This window comes from Pseudomonas sp. BF-B-30 (assembly GCF_019956305.1).
Taxonomy (GTDB): Bacteria; Pseudomonadota; Gammaproteobacteria; order Pseudomonadales; family Pseudomonadaceae; genus Aquipseudomonas; species Aquipseudomonas jessenii.
Map to the genome: position 1 here is coordinate 137,174 of NZ_JAHBDG010000022.1, position 21,206 is coordinate 158,379.

At 60.8% G+C, this 21,206-nt stretch carries 19 protein-coding genes; 14 read left to right on the forward strand and 5 right to left on the reverse strand.

Annotated elements, in window-relative coordinates; translation table 11 throughout:
* Positions 1 to 46 precede the first annotated feature (46 nt).
* Positions 47 to 2,431, reverse strand: a complete 2,385-nt coding sequence (locus KGB29_RS13455) for a hybrid sensor histidine kinase/response regulator (RefSeq protein ID WP_150814329.1) — start codon at positions 2,429 to 2,431, stop codon at positions 47 to 49.
* Between the two features lie 315 nt (positions 2,432 to 2,746).
* Here KGB29_RS13455 and KGB29_RS13460 point away from each other — a divergent pair, with 315 nt between their 5' ends.
* The 4 genes from KGB29_RS13460 to KGB29_RS13475 all read left to right on the forward strand — a co-directional run bounded on the left by KGB29_RS13460 (position 2,747) and on the right by KGB29_RS13475 (position 6,272).
* Complete coding sequence (locus KGB29_RS13460; protein WP_057713171.1) at positions 2,747 to 3,544, forward strand: hydroxymethylpyrimidine/phosphomethylpyrimidine kinase; 798 nt, start codon at positions 2,747 to 2,749, stop codon at positions 3,542 to 3,544.
* Between the two features lie 31 nt (positions 3,545 to 3,575).
* Positions 3,576 to 4,199 carry a thiamine phosphate synthase gene (gene thiE / locus KGB29_RS13465; protein ID WP_150814330.1) on the forward strand — a complete coding sequence of 208 codons (624 nt, stop codon included), beginning with the start codon at positions 3,576 to 3,578 and terminating at the stop codon, positions 4,197 to 4,199.
* Between the two features lie 10 nt (positions 4,200 to 4,209).
* On the forward strand, positions 4,210 to 5,493 hold the full coding sequence (gene hemL, locus KGB29_RS13470; protein ID WP_056728829.1) for a glutamate-1-semialdehyde 2,1-aminomutase: 1,284 nt from the start codon (positions 4,210 to 4,212) through the stop codon (positions 5,491 to 5,493).
* A gap of 224 nt (positions 5,494 to 5,717) precedes the next feature.
* On the forward strand, positions 5,718 to 6,272 hold the full coding sequence (locus KGB29_RS13475; RefSeq protein ID WP_057713169.1) for a tetratricopeptide repeat protein: 555 nt from the start codon (positions 5,718 to 5,720) through the stop codon (positions 6,270 to 6,272).
* Positions 6,273 to 6,402: 130 nt separating this feature from the next.
* On the opposite strand, the gene KGB29_RS13480 is transcribed toward KGB29_RS13475, so the two are convergent.
* Positions 6,403 to 6,732 carry a DUF1820 family protein gene (locus KGB29_RS13480; RefSeq protein WP_008052403.1) on the reverse strand — a complete coding sequence of 110 codons (330 nt, stop codon included), beginning with the start codon at positions 6,730 to 6,732 and terminating at the stop codon, positions 6,403 to 6,405.
* Between the two features lie 134 nt (positions 6,733 to 6,866).
* Between KGB29_RS13480 and miaB the strand changes: the two genes are divergently transcribed.
* The 5 genes from miaB (at position 6,867) to lnt (ending at position 12,295) form a co-directional block, all read left to right on the forward strand.
* The gene (gene miaB, locus KGB29_RS13485; protein WP_015096961.1) at positions 6,867 to 8,195 is read left to right on the forward strand and encodes a tRNA (N6-isopentenyl adenosine(37)-C2)-methylthiotransferase MiaB; all 1,329 of its coding nucleotides are present in this window, start codon (positions 6,867 to 6,869) and stop codon (positions 8,193 to 8,195) included.
* A gap of 228 nt (positions 8,196 to 8,423) precedes the next feature.
* Positions 8,424 to 9,431 carry a PhoH family protein gene (locus KGB29_RS13490; RefSeq protein ID WP_008022966.1) on the forward strand — a complete coding sequence of 336 codons (1,008 nt, stop codon included), beginning with the start codon at positions 8,424 to 8,426 and terminating at the stop codon, positions 9,429 to 9,431.
* On the forward strand, positions 9,424 to 9,918 hold the full coding sequence (gene ybeY / locus KGB29_RS13495) for an rRNA maturation RNase YbeY (protein WP_150814332.1): 495 nt from the start codon (positions 9,424 to 9,426) through the stop codon (positions 9,916 to 9,918). The genes KGB29_RS13490 and ybeY overlap by 8 nt, the downstream gene beginning before the upstream one ends.
* A gap of 5 nt (positions 9,919 to 9,923) precedes the next feature.
* Entirely contained in the window at positions 9,924 to 10,763 is an 840-nt protein-coding gene (locus KGB29_RS13500; RefSeq protein ID WP_046028710.1) for an HlyC/CorC family transporter, read from the forward strand.
* Between the two features lie 8 nt (positions 10,764 to 10,771).
* Positions 10,772 to 12,295 carry an apolipoprotein N-acyltransferase gene (lnt, locus tag KGB29_RS13505; protein ID WP_150814333.1) on the forward strand — a complete coding sequence of 508 codons (1,524 nt, stop codon included), beginning with the start codon at positions 10,772 to 10,774 and terminating at the stop codon, positions 12,293 to 12,295.
* Between the two features lie 118 nt (positions 12,296 to 12,413).
* On the opposite strand, the gene KGB29_RS13510 is transcribed toward lnt, so the two are convergent.
* Positions 12,414 to 13,193 (reverse strand): YdcF family protein, encoded by a 780-nt coding sequence (locus KGB29_RS13510; RefSeq protein ID WP_150814334.1) that lies wholly within the window; start codon positions 13,191 to 13,193, stop codon positions 12,414 to 12,416.
* Between the two features lie 104 nt (positions 13,194 to 13,297).
* Positions 13,298 to 13,618 (reverse strand): hypothetical protein, encoded by a 321-nt coding sequence (locus tag KGB29_RS13515; RefSeq protein WP_008052397.1) that lies wholly within the window; start codon positions 13,616 to 13,618, stop codon positions 13,298 to 13,300.
* A 281-nt stretch (positions 13,619 to 13,899) separates the two neighbouring features.
* On the opposite strand from KGB29_RS13515, the gene leuS reads away from it, so the two are divergent.
* From leuS to KGB29_RS13540, 5 genes are all read left to right on the forward strand, one after another.
* Positions 13,900 to 16,506 carry a leucine--tRNA ligase gene (leuS, locus tag KGB29_RS13520; protein WP_150814335.1) on the forward strand — a complete coding sequence of 869 codons (2,607 nt, stop codon included), beginning with the start codon at positions 13,900 to 13,902 and terminating at the stop codon, positions 16,504 to 16,506.
* An 87-nt stretch (positions 16,507 to 16,593) separates the two neighbouring features.
* Complete coding sequence (gene lptE / locus KGB29_RS13525; RefSeq protein ID WP_150814336.1) at positions 16,594 to 17,199, forward strand: LPS assembly lipoprotein LptE; 606 nt, start codon at positions 16,594 to 16,596, stop codon at positions 17,197 to 17,199.
* A gap of 39 nt (positions 17,200 to 17,238) precedes the next feature.
* The gene (gene holA, locus KGB29_RS13530; RefSeq protein WP_150814337.1) at positions 17,239 to 18,276 is read left to right on the forward strand and encodes a DNA polymerase III subunit delta; all 1,038 of its coding nucleotides are present in this window, start codon (positions 17,239 to 17,241) and stop codon (positions 18,274 to 18,276) included.
* Between the two features lie 209 nt (positions 18,277 to 18,485).
* On the forward strand, positions 18,486 to 18,650 hold the full coding sequence (gene arfA, locus KGB29_RS13535; protein WP_003228536.1) for an alternative ribosome rescue factor ArfA: 165 nt from the start codon (positions 18,486 to 18,488) through the stop codon (positions 18,648 to 18,650).
* Positions 18,651 to 18,711: 61 nt separating this feature from the next.
* Positions 18,712 to 20,034: a lytic murein transglycosylase gene (locus KGB29_RS13540; RefSeq protein WP_090451593.1), complete on the forward strand. Its 1,323-nt coding sequence runs from the start codon at positions 18,712 to 18,714 to the stop codon at positions 20,032 to 20,034.
* Between the two features lie 117 nt (positions 20,035 to 20,151).
* On the opposite strand, the gene KGB29_RS13545 is transcribed toward KGB29_RS13540, so the two are convergent.
* Positions 20,152 to 21,102 carry an LD-carboxypeptidase gene (locus KGB29_RS13545; RefSeq protein WP_057713161.1) on the reverse strand — a complete coding sequence of 317 codons (951 nt, stop codon included), beginning with the start codon at positions 21,100 to 21,102 and terminating at the stop codon, positions 20,152 to 20,154.
* Positions 21,103 to 21,206 lie beyond the last annotated feature (104 nt).

The following is a 21,206-nucleotide window of genomic DNA, read 5'->3' on the forward strand; positions in this document are numbered from 1 at the left end:
CTTCAGTTAAGCACCGCCCCTCGGCCGATCAAAGTGTCATATACGCCTAACTGTCGGCGCTTTCGCCCTGTTTCGGGCAGAGCACACGGCGGTAGAGCGCGGCCTGCAAGTCTTCGAATTTCACCGGTTTGCTCAAGTGATCAATCACTGCGCCGGTCGGGCAACGTTCTCGGTCACCGCCCAGAGCGATCATGAACAACGGCAGCTCGGCATAACCGGGTAACGCGCGGATCCGGCAGCACACCGACTCACCGTCCGGCAGCGGCAACTGACAATCGACCAGCACCGCGTCAAACACTTCGCGCTGCAACAGATCGAGCGCGACATCGACGCTGTTGGCCGTACGTACGCGAAAGCCCAGCTTGAGCAACATGCCGCGCATCACCAACTGGCTGATGCCGTTGTCATCCACCAACAGCACGGCACAATCCTGAGGCAAGCGCAGGCGCGGAAAATCCCGGGTCATCAACGGTGTCACCGGACGTTCGACCTCCGGCAGCCCGACTTCCACATCCAGCTGAAACCGACTGCCGCGCCCTGGCTCGGAGCGATGAGTCAGCCGCCCACCGAGCAATTCGACCAACTGTCGGCAAATCGCCAAGCCAACCCCCAGGCCACCGTATTCACGGGTCATCGAGCCATCGAGCTGGAAGAACCGTTGATACATCGTGGCCTCCCCTAAATCGGTGAAACCAATGCCCGTGTCGATCACCGCAAAGGTCAACGCCAGCCGGTCGGGCTCGATGGTCTTGCCGGTCACCCGCAGCGCCAGACCGCCGACCTTTGTGAACTTGATGGCGTTATCCAGCAGGCATTCCAGGCACTGCGCGATCTTGACGTTGTCGCCGAGCAAGCGATCCGGCACACCTGGCGCGACATCGACCTTGAAGTCCAGCGACTTGCTCGATGCGTTGCCCTCGAACTGCGTGCGCAGTGCCTCGACCACGCCACGCAAGCTGAAGGTGTCGGCCGAGGCCTTGAGTTTGCCGGCCTGCAATTCGGTGAGGGTGAGGATGCCGTTGACCATGCGCATCATGTCCCGCGCCGACCCCGAAGCCGTCTGCTGGTAGTACTCGAGTTCCGGGTCCATCTCGACCGTCTGCATCAGCTCCAGTGAACCGATCACACCATTCATGGGCGTGCGCAATTCGTGGGTCAGGGTGGCAAGGAACTCGTCCTTGAGCTTGTTACTGTGAGCCAGTTGCTGGTTGAGGACTTCAAGCTTCTGGCTGGCGTCGAACAGGGTTTGAGCCTGCTGCTCGCGCATGGCGTTGATGCGGTCGGCCAGCGCCAGGGACAGCAACGCCACTTCGATGGCCGAGCCGATCTGACTGGAATACATGGTCAGGAACACGTTCGGCAGGTATCCAAGCACCATCAGCGTATTGACGATGCCACCGAGTAAAAACGCCGACCAGGCAATGATGAAATACCGCGCCACCCGCAGGCCCCGCAGCCAGGCAAAGATCCCGGCGGCAAAAATCACCACGGTGAATGTCAGCGCCAGGGCCGTGGCCAGGCGCAAGGCCAAGGCATAGCTGGTCATCAATGACAGGCCGATCACCAGCGCACTGAAGGCAACCAGCGCCAGCAACAAGCGGTCAAGCCAGCGACTGTGGGTAGCCATCTGCAGGAAACTGCGGGCGAACTGACTGCCGAACAGCCCCGCACAGCCGATGAAAAACGGCGTCGCAGCGTTGGCCCACCACGGATTGTCCGGCCAGAAATACTGCACGGCCGCACCGTTTACCGACAGCTGATACAAGCCGAACGAGGCGATATAAAAGATGTAGTAGAGGTAACTGGTGTCGCGCACGCTGAGGTAGATGAACAGGTTGTAGACCAGCATCCCCAGCAGTACGCCGTAGATCAGCCCCAGTACGTAGAGGCGCACAGGCTGCTCTTCGAGGTAGGCGGTGCTCGACCACAAGGTTACCGGCGCCTGGATCGAGCCTTCGCTTTGCAAGCGCATGAATATGGTTTCGGCCTGGTCCGGCTTGAACGTCAGGTCGAACAGATAGTTGTTCTGACGAATCTCGCGGCTGGCGAAGGGCAAGGCATCGCCGGTCTGCCGGACCAACTGATAGTTGCCGGCCGCATCGGGCAAATAGAGATCGAGATGATCGAGGGGCGGATAGGCCAGTTCCAGCAGCCAGGTCCTTTGCGCCGCCGGATTGGCTGGACGGTAATGCAGGTCGATTTTCAGCCAGAACACCGAACGCGAGTACCCGGCGTTAAGCGTATCTTTGTGGTGCGGCTTGAAGTTGCCGGCCGCCGCTTGCGCACGGATATCCGCGATGGTCGCCTGACCACCTGCGTCCTCATAGACCTGCAGGGTTCGGCCCAAGGGGAGGCTTTGAGTGAACTCATCGAACTCGACGGCGTTTGCCAGGAGGGGCAAACACAACAGCAACATCAGCAAATAGCGCATTGAAGCCCCAGCGTGGCCTGTCCGGTTCTGTCAGGAAGCCCCCCCATTCCTTTTGAGCAGACGTAAAACCGGTATCACCTGTTATTGGTTTGGATCCACTCTAGCATAGCCGTTGATGGCCATTAAACACCATTGAAATTTTTCCTACGAAGGCTCTAGAACGGGCGTTCCAGCGAAGATTATTGAGATAGAGCTGTTGACTTGATCAGATAATAAAAATGCACTGCGAACAGTGAGCGCCTTCGCCACAATCTATCGGCCGGACCGGATGTCGTTACACCCGAAAAACGTTGTTTGGTGGTAAGCTCGCGCACCATGAATATCTACAGCTCTCGCCCCGTTGTCCTCTGTCTCTCCGGCCACGACCCAAGTGGTGGCGCCGGCTTGCAGGCAGATATCGAAGCCCTGCTCGCACAGGGTTGCCATGCGGCTCCGGCCGTCACCGCCCTGACCGTGCAAGACACCGTCAATGTCACTGACTTCCGCGTCCTGGACCGTGAGTGGGTACTGGCCCAGGCCAATGCCGTGCTCAACGACTCCGAAGTCGCCGCCGTCAAACTGGGCATGCTCGGTTCCCTGGAAATGGTCGACACCGTGGTCGAACTGCTTTCGGCGCACCCGCACTTGCCGGTGGTCTGCGACCCGGTGCTGCGCGCTGGCGGCGGCGGACGCCTGGGCAAGGACGAAGTCGGCTACGCCATGCGCGAACGCCTACTGCCCCTTTCGATCATTGCGACCCCCAACCTTCCCGAAGCCCGCATCCTCGCCGAACTGCCCGAAGGCACCGCGGACGAGTGCGCAGAAAAACTCCTGCCGTTCGTCAAACACCTGCTGATCACCGGCGGCCATGGCGACGAAACCGAAATCCACAATCGCCTGTACAGCCGCGACGGCCTGCGCGAAACCTTTACCTGCCAGCGCTTGCCGGGCAGTTATCACGGTTCCGGCTGCACCCTGGCCAGTGCGCTGGCCGGTCGTCTGGCCCAGGGCGAAAACCTCGCCAGTGCCGTGCAGACCGCGCTTAACTACACATGGCGCACCCTGCGTGATGCCGAGCAACTGGGCAAAGGCCAGTTCGTGCCGCGCCGCTTGCCACTGGATTTCTGCTCGTAACTTCTATTTGTAATGCGGTGAGGCTTGTCCGATGAAACTACGTGGCCTGTACGCCATTACCGACAGCCATTTGCTGGAGGGTAAGCTGCTCAAGTACGTGGAGGCGGCGCTGGAAGGCGGAGTCACCTTGCTGCAATACCGCGACAAGAGCAGTGACGAAGCCCGTCGTCTGCGCGAAGCCGAAGCCTTGCGTGATTTATGCGAACGCTACAACACCCGGTTGATCATCAATGATGACGCTGAGTTGGCCGCACGCCTGAATGTCGGCGTGCACTTGGGTCAAACTGATGGTCCATTGTCTCCGACCCGCGCCCTGCTGGGTCGCGATGCAATCATCGGTTCGACCTGCCATGCGCAACTCGACCTCGCCGAACAGGCCGTCAAAGAAGGCGCCAGCTACGTCGCGTTCGGCCGCTTCTTCAATTCCAACACCAAACCCGGCGCCCCGACCTGCAGTCTCGATCTGCTCGACCAGGCACGCAGCAAACTGCACCTGCCGATCTGCGCGATCGGCGGCATCACCCTGGAAAACGCCGCACCGCTGGTGGCCCATGGTGTCGACCTGTTGGCCGTGGTGCATGGCCTGTTTGGCGCCGAGAGCACGGCTGAAGTAACCCGCCGCGCCCGCGCATTCAATGAATTACTAAAAGTCTGAGAGCCCGATCATGTCTCGTTCCGAAACGCTGTTTGCCAATGCCCAGAAACACATTCCCGGTGGCGTGAACTCGCCGGTTCGCGCGTTCAAGAGCGTCGGCGGCACACCGCTGTTCTTCAAACATGCCGAAGGCGCCTACGTCACCGACGAAGATGACAAGCGCTATGTGGATTACGTCGGTTCCTGGGGTCCGATGATTCTCGGCCACAGCCACCCGGACGTGCTGGACGCCGTGCGCAAACAGCTTGAGCACGGCCTGTCCTACGGCGCCCCGACCGAGATGGAAACGCAGATGGCCGACCTGGTCTGCTCCCTCGTGCCGTCGATGGAAATGGTGCGCATGGTCAGCTCCGGCACCGAAGCGACCATGAGCGCCATTCGCCTGGCCCGTGGCTTCACCGGCCGCGACAGCATCATCAAGTTCGAAGGCTGCTACCACGGTCACTCCGACAGCCTGCTGGTCAAGGCCGGTTCCGGCGCACTGACCCAAGGCGTACCGAGCTCGGCCGGTGTACCGGCGGCATTCGCCAAACACACCCTGACACTGCCCTTCAACGACATCGACGCGGTAGAAACCATGCTCGCCGAAGTCGGCCAGGATGTGGCCTGCATCATCGTCGAGCCAGTGGCCGGCAACATGAACTGCGTACCGCCTGCTCCGGGCTTCCTCGAAGGCCTGCGGACCCTGTGCGACAAGCACGGCGTGGTGCTGATTTTCGACGAAGTGATGACCGGTTTCCGTGTCGCCCTCGGCGGTGCCCAGGCGTACTACGGCGTGACGCCGGACCTGACCACCTTCGGCAAGATCATCGGTGGCGGCATGCCGGTCGGCTGCTTCGGCGGCAAGCGCGAAATCATGCAGCGCATCGCCCCGCTGGGCCCGGTGTACCAGGCCGGTACGCTGTCCGGTAACCCGCTGGCGATGGCCGCCGGCCTGACCACCCTGCGTCTGATCAGCCGCCCGGGCTTCCACGCCGAGCTGACCGACTACACCACTCGCCTGCTCGACGGCCTGCAACAGCGCGCCGATGCGGCCGGCATTCCGTTCGTGACCACCCAGGCCGGCGGCATGTTCGGCCTGTACTTCAGTGGTGCCGACGACATCGTCACCTTCGATGACGTCATGGCCAGCGACGCAGCCCTGTTCGGCCGCTTCTTCCACCTGATGCTCGAAGGTGGCGTGTATCTGGCACCGAGCGCATTCGAAGCCGGTTTCACTTCGATCGCCCACGGCGAAGCTGAACTGAAGCTGACCCTGGACGCTGCCGAGCGCGCCTTCGCGGCCTTGAAGTAACGTTCAAATGCTGACGCTGGCCCTTGCCAGCGTCAGCTTTCGCCTACGTTCCCACGATTTTTCCTACTCATCTGCTAATAATCCCCCGCAAAGTGGGCGATAAATTTCCCGTGCAGCAGAAAAACGAGTAAAGACTTTGTAAGGTTGGCCCTGCTTATTTCATAATGCGCGCTTATTGGATCCCTCGATGGGTCCGCGCGCCCTTCAGAGGTAAGTCGATTCCCATGAACCGCACCGGCCGCACCCTTGCACTGGGCTGCCTGTTGCTTCTTCAGCCCCTGCTCGCGCACGCACAAGCAGGCGGCAACTCGTTGTTAATCCCAGCGATGGGTCGCTGCACCCTCAATACCCAGCCGCAAGACCTGGAACAGGCGCTCGCCGCCTGCCAGAAAGCGTCGGAAGAAGGGGATGCGCAAGCGCAATACGAGTTGGGTGAGTTCTACTACGAAGGCAAAAACACGCCGCGCGACCTCAATCAAGCCCTGAGCTATTTCGAAAAAGCCTCGCTGCAAGGCCACGCCCAGGCACAATTCAAACTCGGCACCATGTTCTTCCACGGCGAAGGCGTGCCGGCCAATAACGTTCAGGCGTACATCCTGCTGAAGATGGCGGCGGTCAACGGCGCCGAAGAGGCCCTGGACACCGCCGACGAAGTCACCGAAAAGATGCCCCGCGAAGAACTGGAGCTTGCTACCCAGGTGCTCGGGCAAATCTTCCGTAAATACTTGATGGAATTGCAGAGCGCCGATGGGCGTACGCCGTTCGCGCCACTGCCCTGACTTCCGTGTTGTTCTGACTGGCCCAATCGCGAGCAAGCTCGCTCCCACATTCGACTGCATTCCCATGTGAGAACTCGGTCAACTGTGGGAGCGAGCTTGCTCGCGATTGGGGGCGACCCGGTCTTGAGACTTACTTCTCAGGCATCGGCATCGGAAACGGCATGACATTGCCGACCGCGCCACGGGCTTCGCTGATTTTCGGTGTTCCCATACGCTCGACTTCATCGATACGCACGATCGAATGCATCGGCACAAAACTGCGCACTACGCCTTCGAACTGAGCCTTGAGCTTTTCTTCGCTCGGATCGACGACCACTTGCGTGCGCTCGCCAAAGACGAACTCTTCCACTTCCAGAAAGCCCCACAGATCACTTTGATAGATCTGCTTGGCGTACATTTCGAACACCTGGCCCTGGTTGAGGAAAATCACCTTGTAGATTGGAGCTTCACGTTTGGTCATGGTGGGCGAAACACATCGGGGGATAAAAATGAGGGCGCGAACTATAGCATAGCCATCGGACGCGCAGCGGTAGGAACCTGGGTACATGTTCCCTATAATGCGCGGTTCTTTGAATCACGTGATGACTCTATTCCATGGCCAAGAAGCTTTACATCGAAACCCACGGTTGTCAGATGAACGAGTACGACAGCTCGCGCATGGTCGATCTGCTGGGCGAACATCAGGCCCTGGAAGTCACCGCTCGCGCTGAAGACGCCGACGTGATCCTGCTCAACACCTGCTCGATCCGCGAACGCGCCCAGGATCGTGTCTACTCCCAGCTCGGCCGCTGGCGCGAACTGAAGCTGGCCAACCCGGACATGGTAATCGCCGTCGGCGGTTGCGTGGCCAGCCAGGAAGGCGCGGCCATTCGCGATCGCGCGCCGTACGTCGACGTTGTCTTCGGCCCGCAGACCCTGCACCGCCTGCCGGAAATGATCGACGCCGCGCGCATCAGCAAGCTGCCGCAAGTCGACGTCTCGTTCCCGGAAATCGAAAAGTTCGACCACTTGCCCGAGCCCCGCATCGACGGCCCGAGCGCTTACGTGTCGGTGATGGAAGGTTGCAGCAAGTACTGCACGTTCTGCGTGGTGCCCTACACCCGCGGTGAAGAGGTCAGCCGGCCGTTCGACGACGTGATTGCCGAGATCATTCACCTGGCCGAAAACGGCGTGCGGGAAGTGACGCTGCTGGGGCAGAACGTCAACGGCTATCGCGGCCTCACCCATGACGGGCGCCTGGCCGACCTGGCCGAACTGATCCGCGTGGTCGCCGCGGTCGATGGCATCGACCGCATCCGCTACACCACGTCGCACCCGCTGGAGTTCTCCGACAGCCTGATCCAGGCCCACGCCGACGTGCCGGAGCTGGTCAAGCACCTGCACTTGCCGGTGCAATCGGGCTCGGACCGCATCCTCGCGGCGATGAAACGCAACCACACCGCGCTTGAATACAAATCCAAACTGCGCAAACTGCGCGCCGCCGTGCCGGGAATCTGCATCAGCTCGGACTTCATCGTCGGCTTCCCCGGCGAGACCGAGAAAGACTTCGAGCAAACCATGAAGCTGATTGCCGACGTCGGCTTCGACTTTTCCTACTCGTTCGTCTACAGCCAGCGCCCGGGCACACCGGCCGCCGATCTGGCCGATGACACGCCGGAAGAGCTGAAGAAAGAACGTCTGAATGCCCTGCAGCATCGATTGAACCAGCAAGGTTTCGAGATCAGCCGACAAATGGTCGGCTCGATCCAGCGAATCCTGGTGACCGATTACTCGAAAAAAGACCCGGGCGAGCTCCAAGGCCGGACCGAGAATAATCGTATCGTCAACTTCCGCTGCGACAATCCGACCCTGATCGGCCAGTTCGCGGACGTGCACATCGATGCCGCACAGCCGCACTCGCTGCGGGGCTCGCTGATCCAGTAACACTGCATTCCACTGTGGGAGCGAGCTTTTGTGGCGAGGGGGCTTGCCCCCGCTGGATCGCGAAGCGGTCCCAAGATTTTGCGACTGCTTCGCAGTCGAACGGGGGCAAGCCCCCTCGCCACAGTTTAAGTGCCAAATTCCTGCATCTTACTTAAGAGCTTTCGCACCCACGCCACTGGCGCTATCCTTGAACTCATCACCATTGCCCCAGGGCGGCTAAATACGACCTTGAACGCACCCATAGAACCACATCGTTTCATCCTCGAGCCTTTTGAAGCTCGCCGCTTCGCCAATCTGTGCGGGCAATTCGACGAGCATTTGCGCTTGATCGAACAGCGCCTGACCATCGAGATCCGCAATCGCGGAAACCAGTTCGAGCTGATCGGCGAACCCAAACACACCACCTCCGCGGAAAACCTCCTGCGCCGCCTGTACCGGGAAACCAAGGGTACCGAGCTGTCGCCGGACATGGTGCACCTGTTCCTGCAGGAATCGGCCGTCGAGCAGCTGGACAACCACTCCCCCGCCGAACCGTCCGTTGCCCTGCGCACCAAGAAAGGCATGATTCGCCCCCGTGGCTTGAATCAGCTGCGCTACGTGAAGGAAATCCTCGGTAACGATATCAACTTCGGCATCGGCCCGGCCGGTACCGGCAAGACCTACCTGGCTGTCGCCTGCGCGGTGGATGCACTGGAGCGCGAGCAGATTCGCCGCATCCTGCTGGTTCGTCCGGCGGTCGAAGCGGGTGAAAAACTCGGTTTCCTGCCCGGCGACCTGTCGCAAAAAATCGACCCGTACCTGCGCCCGCTCTACGACGCGCTCTACGAAATGCTCGGCTTCGAATACGTCGCCAAGCTGATCGAGCGCCAGGTGATCGAAGTCGCGCCGCTGGCCTACATGCGCGGCCGCACGCTGAACAACAGCTTCATCATTCTCGACGAAAGCCAGAACACCACGGTCGAGCAAATGAAGATGTTCCTGACCCGGATCGGCTTTGGCTCCACGGCCGTCATCACCGGGGACATCACCCAGGTCGACCTGCCACGCGGCACCAAGTCCGGCCTGCACCACGTGATTGAAGTGCTCAAGGATGTGCCGGGGATCAGCTTCACCCACTTCCAGCCCAAGGACGTCGTGCGCCACCCACTGGTGCAGCGCATCGTCGAAGCCTACGAGCGCTTCGAAACCAAAGCGGCCGATGATGCCGCCGCCAAGGATAGCCGCCGCGATGCTTGAGCTTGACCTGCAAATCGCTACCGAAGCCTGCGCCCCCGGCGAGGCCGAGTTCCGCCAGTGGTGCGAACTGGCCCTGCGCCAGCGCGCCGCCGACTCGGAAATGACCATTCGTCTGGTCGACGAAGCCGAAGGACGCGAGCTGAACCACACCTGGCGGCAAAAGGACTACGCAACTAACGTCTTGTCATTCCCGGCCGACGTGCCGGATGAGTTCCTCGACATCCCGCTGCTGGGCGATCTGGTGATCTGCGTGGCCGTGGTCGAGCGCGAAGCCGCCGAACAGGGCAAGGAGCTCAAGGCCCATTGGGCGCACCTGGTGATTCACGGCTGCTTGCATCTGCTTGGTTACGACCATATTGATGACGAAGAAGCCGAAGAAATGGAAGCACTGGAACGAACGTTGCTTGCAGAACTGGGCTTTCCCGATCCGTACGCGGACGACGAAACCGACGCATTCCCTACCGAAACAACAAAGGATTCAGAGTAATCGCTATGAGCGAAGATCGATCGAGCAACGGGCAGAAGTCATGGCTGGGTAAGCTCACCCAGGCTTTTGCCCACGAGCCGAAAAACCGCCAGGAGCTGCTGGAGCTGCTGCGCGATGCACACCAGAACAAACTGCTGGACAGTGAAGCGCTGGCCATCGTCGAAGGCGCCATCCAGGTGGCTGACTTGCAGGTCCGGGACATCATGGTCCCGCGCTCGCAGATGGTCAGCATCAAGGCGACCCAGACACCGCGCGAGTTCCTGCCTGCCGTGGTCGACTCGGCCCACTCCCGCTACCCGGTGATCGGCGAAAGCCATGATGACGTGATGGGCGTGTTGCTGGCCAAGGACTTGCTGCCGTTGATCCTCAGGGAGAACGGCGACAGCTTCAACATCAAGGACCTCCTGCGCCCAGCCACCTTCGTGCCGGAGTCCAAGCGCCTTAACGTGCTGCTGCGCGAGTTTCGCGCCAACCACAACCACATGGCCATCGTCATTGACGAGTACGGCGGCGTGGCAGGCCTGGTGACCATCGAAGACGTGCTGGAACAGATCGTCGGCGACATCGAAGACGAACACGACGTCGAAGAAGACAGCTACATCAAGCCGCTGCCCAGCGGTGATTTCCTGATCAAGGCCCTGACACCGATCGAGAACTTCAACGAGTTTTTCGACAGCGAGTTCTCCGACGACGAATTCGACACCGTTGGCGGCCTGGTGATGAGCGCGTTCGGGCACTTGCCAAAACGCAACGAAATCACTGAAATCGGCCCGTACCGCTTCCGCATCCTGAACGCCGACAGCCGTCGGATTCACTTGCTTCGCCTGACGCCCATTGCTCGCTAAGGATTGAAATGCGCTGGACAACCCGCCCCGGCTGGCCCGGTAACCTGCTGGCCGTGGCGGCCGGTGCAATCACCACACTGGCCCTGGCGCCGTTCGATATCTGGCCCCTGGCACTGCTCGCCGTCGGCCTGTTCTATGCCGGCCTGCGCGAGCTGAGCCCACGTCAGGCACTAGGGCGCGGCTGGTTTTTCGGTTTCGGCCTGTTCGGTGCCGGCACCAGCTGGATCTACTACAGCATTCACCACTTCGGCGGCGCGTCGGTATTGCTGGCCGGTTTCCTGATGCTGCTCTTCACGGCGGCAATTGCCTGGTTCTTTGCCCTGCCCGCCTGGATATGGGCGCGCTGGCTACGCCGAAATGAAGCGCCGCTGGCCGACGCCCTGGCCTTCGCAGCGCTGTGGGTCGGCCAGGAAGCCTTCCGCGGCTGGTTCCTGACAGGCTTCCCGTGGCTGTATTCCGGGTACAGCCAGCTCGATGGCCCGCTGGCCGGGCTCGCGCCTATCGGCGGGATGTGGCTGATTTCCTTCACGCTGGCCCTGACAGCTGCGTTGATCTACAACGGCATGCGCCTGGTTCGCACGGGGCGCAAAGGCTTCATCGCTGCCGGTGTTTTGCTGCTGGTCGGCCCGTGGCTGGCCGGCATCGCGCTCAAGCACCACGCCTGGACCAGCCCGTCGGGCCCGCCACTGAGCGTCGCCGCCATTCAGGGCAACATCGAACAAAGCATGAAGTGGGACCCGACGCAGCTCAACGCGCAACTGGCGCTGTATCGCGACATGAGTTTCAGCTCCAGGCGAGTCGACCTTCTCATCTGGCCGGAAACGGCGATCCCGGTGCTCAAGGAGTCCGCCGAGGGCTACCTGAACATGATGGGCAGCTTCGCGGCCGAGCGTAAATCGGCGCTGATTACCGGCGTCCCGGTCCGCATGGAGGTCCACCACGAGAAGCGCTTCTTCAATGGCATCACCGTTGTCGGCGAAGGCGACGGCACCTACCTCAAGCAAAAACTGGTGCCGTTTGGTGAATATGTTCCGCTGGAGGATGTGTTGCGCGGGCTGATCGCCTTCTTCGATCTGCCGATGTCGGACTTTGCCCGCGGACCATCTGACCAGCCGCTGCTGCAAGCCAAGGGTTATCAGATCGCGCCGTACATCTGTTATGAGGTGGTGTACCCGGAATTCGCCGCCAGCCTCGCCGCCCGCAGCGACCTGTTGCTGACCATCAGCAACGACACCTGGTTCGGCACCTCCATCGGCCCGCTGCAACACCTGCAGATGGCGCAGATGCGTGCGCTGGAGGCCGGCCGCTGGATGATCCGCGCCACCAACAACGGCGTGTCCGGCCTGATCAACCCCTTCGGTCAGATTACCGATCAGATCCCGCAGTTCGAACGCGGCATCCTGTATGGCGAAGTGGTGCCGATGCACAACCTCACGCCGTACCTGGAATGGCGTTCGTGGCCATTGCTCATTGTCTGTGTGTTGTTGTTTGGCTGGGCACTGATCGCCAGTCGGATGGCTAAAACCGTTTAAAAGCTTCGCGAGCAAGCCCGTTCCCACATTTGATCGGCGTCGTACAGAAATACAGAGACCGACTTAGATCCAATGTGGGAGCGGGCTTGCTCGCGAAGGCGGCATCACAGGCACCTCATCAATCAGCACCGACATCACCTCGGTAGAACATCGAATAACCGATCTGCCCCACCGCCTCGTTCATCAACTGCCCGTTCTGCCAGATCGCCTTGAATTCCGGCATCCAGCCTCCCAGTGGCCGCGCATTGTCGCCGCTCAGAAACCCTACCGGCGCCGGCACCACCTCAAACCCGGCCTTGCGGAAACTCCAGACCGCTCGTGGCATATGCCCGGCATGAGTCACGAGCACCACACGTTTGATGCCCTGTGGCAGCAACACCTGGGCGCTGAACTGCGCATTTTCCCAGGTCGTGCGGCTGCGCCCTTCCTGCCAGCGCACGGTCACACCAAAATCGTCGCGCAAAGAGTCAGCCATCATCTGCGCTTCGCTTGGCGGAGTGCCGTAATGCAATCCGCCGCTGGTCAGTACCGGTAGGCCGGAAGCCTTGGTCAATCGCGCGGCAAAGCGCTGACGCTCCAGGCCTACACCCGTGGGTTGGTCGGAACCCCAGGCCAAGTCACCGCGCTCGCGTCCGGAACCAAGGACGACGATGGCGTCCGCGCGCTGGCCCAGCACTGCCCATTCGTCGCGGGCCAGCGGTGGCTCACGCTCGAGCAGGCTGGCACTCCACTGCACCACCACTGGCAGGCTCATCAGCCAAAGTCCCCCCAGCCCCAGTGCAAAGCACACACCGGCGAGCCTTGGCCTTGAGCGGCGCAACCACCAGGCAAGCAAAAGCAGCAGCAATAGAATGCCGGGGGGCAAAAGAAGTTGTTTTACAAAGTAACGAAAAGGCATCGAGCATCTCCTGGAGATGCCCGAAGCCTAAGTGGGTTAGCGCAATGCGACAATCAATACAGAAGAACTATGCTTCAAAAAACCGTTGAGCACGGCTCTGCGTCTTATTTGAACTGCAAAGACCGGACCTTTACCGCGTCTCTGCCGGGAACCTTGTCCTTGAGCCAGATGATCTTGGCCGAACGTGGTGCGTCGAGTTGCTTTACCGCCTCTGACAAGCATCCGTGCGTCTCACGCTCACTGCGATCCAGATACGCCTTGACCAGTGCAAACTCTGCGGGGCTCAGGCCACGCAGTTCCAGTTCCAGAGGGCGTACGTCGCGCAACCGGCCAGCAGTTCTTGCCGCTTCCAAGGCCAGGGCCAAACGATCGATCAGCCTTTCGTACAGCTCCGGTTTTGTAGCTTTTTGCTGTGACTCAACCATCCCTCACCTCATTGGAAGATAAGACCTACTCCCCAGTTAGAGCTTAGCTTCCATGAACAAACCGGCTGAGCGCCGCGACCAACGGCCCTCGCGGCGGTTTTTGCGGGACGCGCGGCAGCAATCAGGGTTTCCCTCGGTAGAGCGCGGTCATGTATGCTACGGCGCTTCCTGTAACTCCACTTCCAGCTCGGCTGGACATCGAAAACGCCAATGCGGCGTGTTCACCGTCCAGCGTTGCATTGAAGAGGATTAGGCCACCCCTATTCAGTTCAAAAGTAGCCATGCACGAACAATATCAGCCCCGTGAAATCGAAGCCGCCGCCCAGTCGTTCTGGGACGAGCAAAAGTCCTTTGAAGTCAGTGAACAGCCAGGCAAGGAGACTTACTACTGCCTGTCGATGTTCCCTTACCCCAGCGGCAAGCTACACATGGGGCACGTGCGCAACTACACCATCGGCGACGTGATCTCCCGCTACCAGCGCATGCAAGGCAAGAACGTTCTGCAACCCATGGGTTGGGACGCCTTCGGCATGCCGGCGGAAAACGCCGCGATGAAGAACAACGTAGCGCCCGCCAAGTGGACCTACGAAAACATTGCCTACATGAAATCCCAGCTGCGCAGCCTGGGCCTGGCGGTGGACTGGTCGCGTGAAGTGACCACCTGCAAGCCCGATTACTACCGCTGGGAACAATGGCTGTTCACCCGCCTGTTCGAAAAAGGCGTGATCTACAAAAAAAGCGGCACCGTGAACTGGGACCCGGTCGACCAGACCGTTCTGGCCAACGAACAGGTGATCGACGGTCGCGGCTGGCGTTCCGGCGCGCTGATCGAAAAGCGCGAAATCCCGATGTACTACTTCAAGATCACCGCCTACGCGGATGAACTGCTGGAGAGCCTGGACGAACTGACTGGCTGGCCTGAACAGGTCAAGACCATGCAGCGCAACTGGATCGGCAAGTCCCGCGGCATGGAAGTGCAGTTCCCGTACAACGTCGATTCCATCGGCGAAGCGGGCGCGCTGAAAGTCTTCACCACCCGTCCGGACACCCTGATGGGCGCGACCTACGTCGCCGTCGCCGCCGAGCACCACCTGGCGACCCTGGCCGCACAGAACAACCCTGAGCTGCAAGCGTTCATCGCTGAATGCAAGGGCGGCAGCGTTGCGGAAGCCGACGTTGCGACTCAAGAGAAAAAAGGCCTGCCGACCGGCCTGTTCGTTGAGCACCCACTGACCGGTGAAAAGCTACCGGTATGGGTCGCCAACTACGTGCTGATGCATTACGGCGACGGCGCGGTCATGGCTGTTCCTGCCCACGACGAGCGCGATTTCGAATTCGCCCACAAATACAACCTGCCGGTCAAATCCGTTGTTCGCACCAGTTCCGGTGACAGCAACCCGGCGCCATGGCAAGACGCCTACGGCGAGTACGGCACACTGATCAATTCCGGCGAGTTCGACGGCCTGGACTTCGCGGGCGCCTTCGACGCTATCGAAGTCGCACTGATCAAGAAAGAACTGGGCGCCTCGCGTACCCAATTCCGCCTGCGCGACTGGGGCATCAGCCGTCAGCGTTACTGGGGCTGCCCGATCCCGATCATCCACTGCGGCACCTGCGGTGACGTGCCGGTACCGGAAGATCAACTGCCTGTCGTGCTGCCGGAAGACGTCGTACCCGATGGCGCCGGTTCGCCACTGGCGCGCATGCCCGAGTTCTACGAGTGCAGCTGCCCTAAATGCGGCCAGCCTGCCAAGCGTGAAACCGACACCATGGACACCTTCGTCGAGTCCTCGTGGTACTACGCCCGCTACGCCTCGCCGCACTTTGAAGGCGGCCTGGTGGAAAAATCGGCGGCCGACCACTGGCTGCCGGTGGATCAGTACATCGGCGGTATCGAACACGCGATTCTTCACCTGCTCTACGCGCGCTTCTTCCACAAGCTGATGCGCGACGAAGGCCTGGTGAGCTCCAACGAGCCGTTCAAGAACCTGCTGACCCAGGGCATGGTGATCGCCGAGACTTACTACCGCCGCGAAGCCAATGGCGCTTACACCTGGTTCAACCCGGCGGACGTCGAGCTTGAGCGTGACAGCAAGGCCAAGGTCATCAGCGCCAAGTTGAAAGCCGACGGCTTGCCGGTGGAAATCGGTGGCACCGAGAAGATGGCCAAGTCGAAGAACAACGGCGTCGACCCACAGTCGATGATCGACCAGTTCGGAGCAGACACCTGCCGCCTGTTCATGATGTTCGCCTCGCCACCTGACATGAGCGCGGAATGGTCCGACTCCGGCGTCGAAGGTTCGCACCGTTTCCTCAAGCGCGTCTGGCGTCTGGCTCAAGCCCACGTCACTCAGGGCCTGCCGGGCAAACTGGACGTCGCCAGCCTGAACGACGAGCAGAAAGCCGTTCGTCGCTCGATCCACCTGGCCATCAAGCAGGCCAGCCAGGACGTTGGCCAGAACCACAAGTTCAACACCGCCATCGCGCAAGTGATGACGCTGATGAACGTACTGGAAAAAGCCGCGCAAGGCACCGACCAGGATCGTGCACTGATTCACGAAGGCTTGGAAACCGTGACTCTGCTGCTGGCTCCGATCACCCCGCACATCAGCCACGAGCTGTGGAATCAACTGGGTCACGCCGATCCTGTGATCGACGCCGGTTGGCCGGTGGTGGATGACAGCGCTTTGGTACAGGACAGCCTGCAACTGGTGATTCAGGTCAACGGCAAGCTGCGTGGCCACATCGAAATGCCGGCCAGTGCCAGCCGTGAAGAAGTCGAAGCCGCCGCCCGTGCCAACGAGAACGTGCTGCGCTTCGTCGACGGTCTGACCATTCGTAAAGTGATCGTAGTGCCCGGGAAACTGGTCAATATCGTCGCCAGCTAATTGGATCAGGCGCCAGGTGAGCCTGGCGCCGAGTAAAACCTTTCGGGCCGCTTGATCGGCCCACATGGTTTCAAGGGGAGCAACAAGATGATCAAACGCAATCTGCTGGTGATGGGCCTCGCGGTTCTGCTGAGCGCCTGCGGTTTCCAGCTGCGCGGCACCGGCACCAATGAACTGGCGATCAAGGAACTCGACCTGAGCGCCCGTAACGCTTATGGCCCAACCGTTACCCAGTTGCGTCAGGTACTGATTGGCAGCGGCGTCAACGTCTATACCGGCGCTCCTTACAAGCTGGTACTGACCAATGAACAGGAAAGCCAGCGCATCCTCAGCTACGCAGGTGCCGGTCGTGCCGGCGAGTACCAGATCACCACCGTGTTGAACTACGACATCCGTGGTCGCGGCGATCTGCCCCTGTTGAGCGACAAGCTTGAAGTGCAGAAGATCTATATGCACGACGGCAACAACCTGGTGGGGTCCGACCAGGAAGCCGCAACGGCCCGCACAGAAGGCCGCCGGGAGTTGGTTCAACGCATGATGCTGCGCCTGGAACAACTGAACCCCACCCAACTGGACCAGTTGCAGCAGACTGCCGAAGCCAAGGCCAAGGCTGATGCCGCAGCGCTGGAAGCGGCAAAGAAGGCTGAAGCGGATACCCCGCGTCAGTCGCCTGTCGAACTGCCACAGCAGTAAGACTTACGGGGCGCCTGTGTGCCCCGTTCGCCCTCTCTTATGAAACTCGCCCCCGCCCAACTCGCCAAACACCTGCAAGGCGCCCTTGCGCCGGTCTATATCATCAGCGGCGATGACCCGTTGTTGTGCCAGGAGGCGGCCGACGCTGTTCGCGCTGCCGCCCGCCAGCAGGGATTCGATGAACGCCAGGTGTTTGCCGCCGACGCCAGTTTCGACTGGGGGACGCTGCTGCAAGCCGGTGCCAGCATGTCACTGTTCGCCGAAAAGCGCCTGCTGGAACTGCGCCTGCCGTCCGGCAAACCCGGCGACAAGGGCGCCGCCGCGCTGATCGAGTACTGCTCGCGCCCGGCCGACGACACCGTGCTGCTGATCAGCTTGCCGAAACTCGATGGCAGCGCTCAGAAAACCAAGTGGGGCAAGGCGCTGGTCGAAGGACAACAGACCCAGTTCGTGCAGATCTGGCCGGTCGATGTCGCCCAACTGCCAAGCTGGATCCGCCAACGTTTGTCCCAGGCCGGGCTTTCCGCCAGCCAGGACGCCGTTGAGCTGATTGCGGCACGGGTCGAGGGCAACTTGCTGGCCGCCGCCCAGGAAATCGAAAAGCTCAAACTGATGGCCGAAGGGGGTCAGATCACCGTTGAAACCGTGCAGGCTGCGGTGGCCGACAGTGCGCGCTTCGACGTCTTTGGCCTGACCGATGCGGTTCTCAATGGTGAAGCAGCCCATGCCTTGCGCATGCTCGAAGGGTTGCGCGGTGAAGGCGTCGAGCCGCCGGTGATTCTCTGGGCCCTGGCCCGAGAGTTGCGCCTGCTGGCCAATATTTCGCTGCAATACAGTCAGGGCACGCCGCTGGACAAGGCTTTCAGCCAGGCCAAACCTCCGGTCTGGGACAAACGAAAACCCTTGATGAGCAAAGCCCTGCAACGCTACTCGGCGCAACGCTGGGCGCAATTGCTGCTCGAAGCACAGCGCATCGACGCGCAGATCAAGGGCCAGGCGGCCGGTTCGCCGTGGATGAGCCTGAGCCGGCTGACGTTGTTGATGGCCGGGCAACGCTTAACCCTACCCGCTGAATAACACCGCCCCCTGTAGGAGCGAGCTTGCTCGCGATGGTCGTTAACGATAACGCAGACTTTCTGATTTAACGCAGCGCCCTCAAGTGCTTCGCGAGCAAGCTCGCTCCTACAAAGAACGGCGCTTTTTCCGACAGCCACCGGGACTAGACAGCCCCTCAACTTCGGCCGATGATTTGCCCCGCAAAAACCACTCACTTGCGAGGCACCATCATGAGCAAAAAGCCATCAAAGCATGGCCCCAACAAGGCCAAATCCATCATCGCCCAGCCATTGTTCCGCAGCCGCCAGGAACGCCCCACCAAGGGCAAAGGCAGCTACCGCCGCGAAGCCTTCCAGTCTGACAGCTGGGAGGCTTCTTACTTTCTGGCTGCGTAAAGCAGAACACCCCTTCAACATGTTAAGGTCTGTACCTGATTCGTATTCCCTGGACCCGTGCATGCCCTTTTGTCTTCCCCATCGTTGGCACTTACGCCAATTGATCGCTGCCTCCAGCCTTGTTTTGCTTGTCGCCTGTGCGGAAAAACCGACCGCAGCCGACGCTCAGCCGCTTCAGACACTTCCTGTCGCTACCGCCCCGGCGGTTGTTCCGCCGGTGGTTCCGACGGGTGAGAACCTCGACATCCAGCCTACCCAGACATTTGCCGAATGGCAGGCGGGTTTCCGCAAGGATGCCCTGGCCGCTGGTATCCGCGCCGATCTTTTTGATCGCGCTTTCGCCAATGTCAGCTTCGACCCCAGTGTGATTCGTGCCGATCGCAGCCAACCGGAATTCGCAAAACCGGTGTGGGAATACCTCGATGGCGCGTTGTCGCCGCTGCGGGTACGCAAAGGCCAGTCACTGATCGACCAGTACGCCGACATCCTGCAAGGCATCGAGCAGCGTTATGGCGTTGATCGTCAGGCGCTGGTGGCCGTGTGGGGCATGGAAAGCAATTTTGGCCAGTTCCAGGGCAGCAAGTCGGTGATCAACTCGCTGGCGACCCTGGCCTACGAAGGCCGCCGTCCCGGCTTCGCCCACGCGCAATTGATCGCGGCCCTGCAAATCCTGCAACAAGGCGACATCGAACCCGAAAAGATGCTCGGTTCCTGGGCCGGCGCCATGGGCCAGACCCAGTTCATCCCGACCACCTACAACACCCACGCCGTTGATTTCGACGGCGACGGCCGTCGCGATATCTGGAGCAGTTCGGCTGATGCCCTGGCCTCGACCGCGCATTACCTGCAAAGCTCCGGCTGGCAGAGAGGTCAGCCGTGGGGCTTTGAAGTTCAGCTGCCGAGCGGCTTCAACTACGTACTGGCCGATGGCACGATTCGCAAGAGTGTTGCCGAGTGGCGCCAATTGGGCGTTACGCTGCCCAACGGTGGCCAGGTTCCGGCAGGCTCGGAGCAACTGTCTGCGGCACTGCTATTACCGGCTGGCTACCGCGGTCCCGCGTTCCTTGTGCTCGACAACTTTCGTGCGATTCTCAAGTACAACAATTCGTCGTCCTATGCCTTGGGCGTGAGCCTGTTGTCCGAACGCTTCAATGGCGCAGGCTTGATCAGCGGTACGTGGCCAAAGGATGACCTGCCTCTGAGCCGTACCGAGCGGATCGAGCTGCAAAGCCTATTGAGCGCGCAAAACTATGACGCCGGCACCGCCGACGGGATCATCGGCGCCAACACCCGCAAGGCTATCCGCAGCGCCCAACAGTCGTTTGGCTGGCCGGCAGATGGGTATCCGACGCACAAGTTGCTCGAAGGACTGCGTAACCGCTAAAAGCATCGCGGGCAAGCCCGCTCCCACAGGTTCAGGGGCGTTCACATGATTTGTGTACGACGCGGACACTGTGGGAGCGGGCTTGCCCGCGAAGACTGACTGACAGGCGATAAAAATCTAGCGCCTGGCCACCACATCCTGCTCCAGCATCAATTCCTTGTTTCCGGCATCCAGCCTGACCAGCGCCCCCATGGGTAACGTCAGGTTCGGGTCGCAATGGCCGCTGCGCCACCCGGACAGCACCGGAATCTTCAATGGCTCGAAGATCTGCTTGAGCAACCTGTCCAGCGCCGCCACCTCAACCCCCGCCACATCCCCGACCAACACGCCGCGCAGCTTGTGCAACGTGCCTGCCAGCCGCAGATGGGTGAGCAACCGGTCAATGCGATACAGCGGCTCGTTGATATCCTCGATCAACAGAATGACGCCCTCGGCGTCGATCTCGTAGGGCGTGCCCATGGTCGCGGCGATCATGGCCAGATTGCCACCGAGCAAGCGCCCGTGAGCCACGCCTGGCTCGATCGTGGTCAGCGGGTAGGCCACCGGATGCGCCAGCACTGTTCCCGCCCTCACCTTCCCTCGCAGCATGTTGAAGAACGAAGACTCGGTAGGTATTTGCTTCTCACCCAGCAGGTCGGCATTGAGCAACGGACCATGAAAGGTCACGAAGCCGGCATAACGACTGATCGCCAAATGCAGCGCAGTGATGTCGCTGTAGCCGACGAACGGCTTGGCGTTGTCACGCAGCAAATCAAAATCGATGCGGTCGAGCAGCCGGGGCGTGCCATAACCACCGCGCAGGCAGATGATCGCATCCACCTCGCTGTCGGCGAACGCTGCATGCAGATCGTCGAGTCGCACCTCGTCACTGCCGGCCAGGTAGCCGTTTTTTTCGTAGACCCCGGGAAACACTTTCAGTGAATAACCCCGGGCACGCATCCATTGCACCGCCTTGTCGGTGTCCAGCGGCGCGGGACCGGCGGGTGCGATAACGCCGATCATGCCTTCCGACGGCAGTGCCGGGACGGGAGCATGAGGGCAAAGGGTGAGGGTCGGTCGAGCGGTCATCCGTGAATCTCCCTGCGTGAAAACATCAGCACACAGTAGTCAGGAACGGGGACAAACAGAAGAGGAACCGTTGCCCCGCAGGTTGCAGGAAAAGGCAGCCGTTG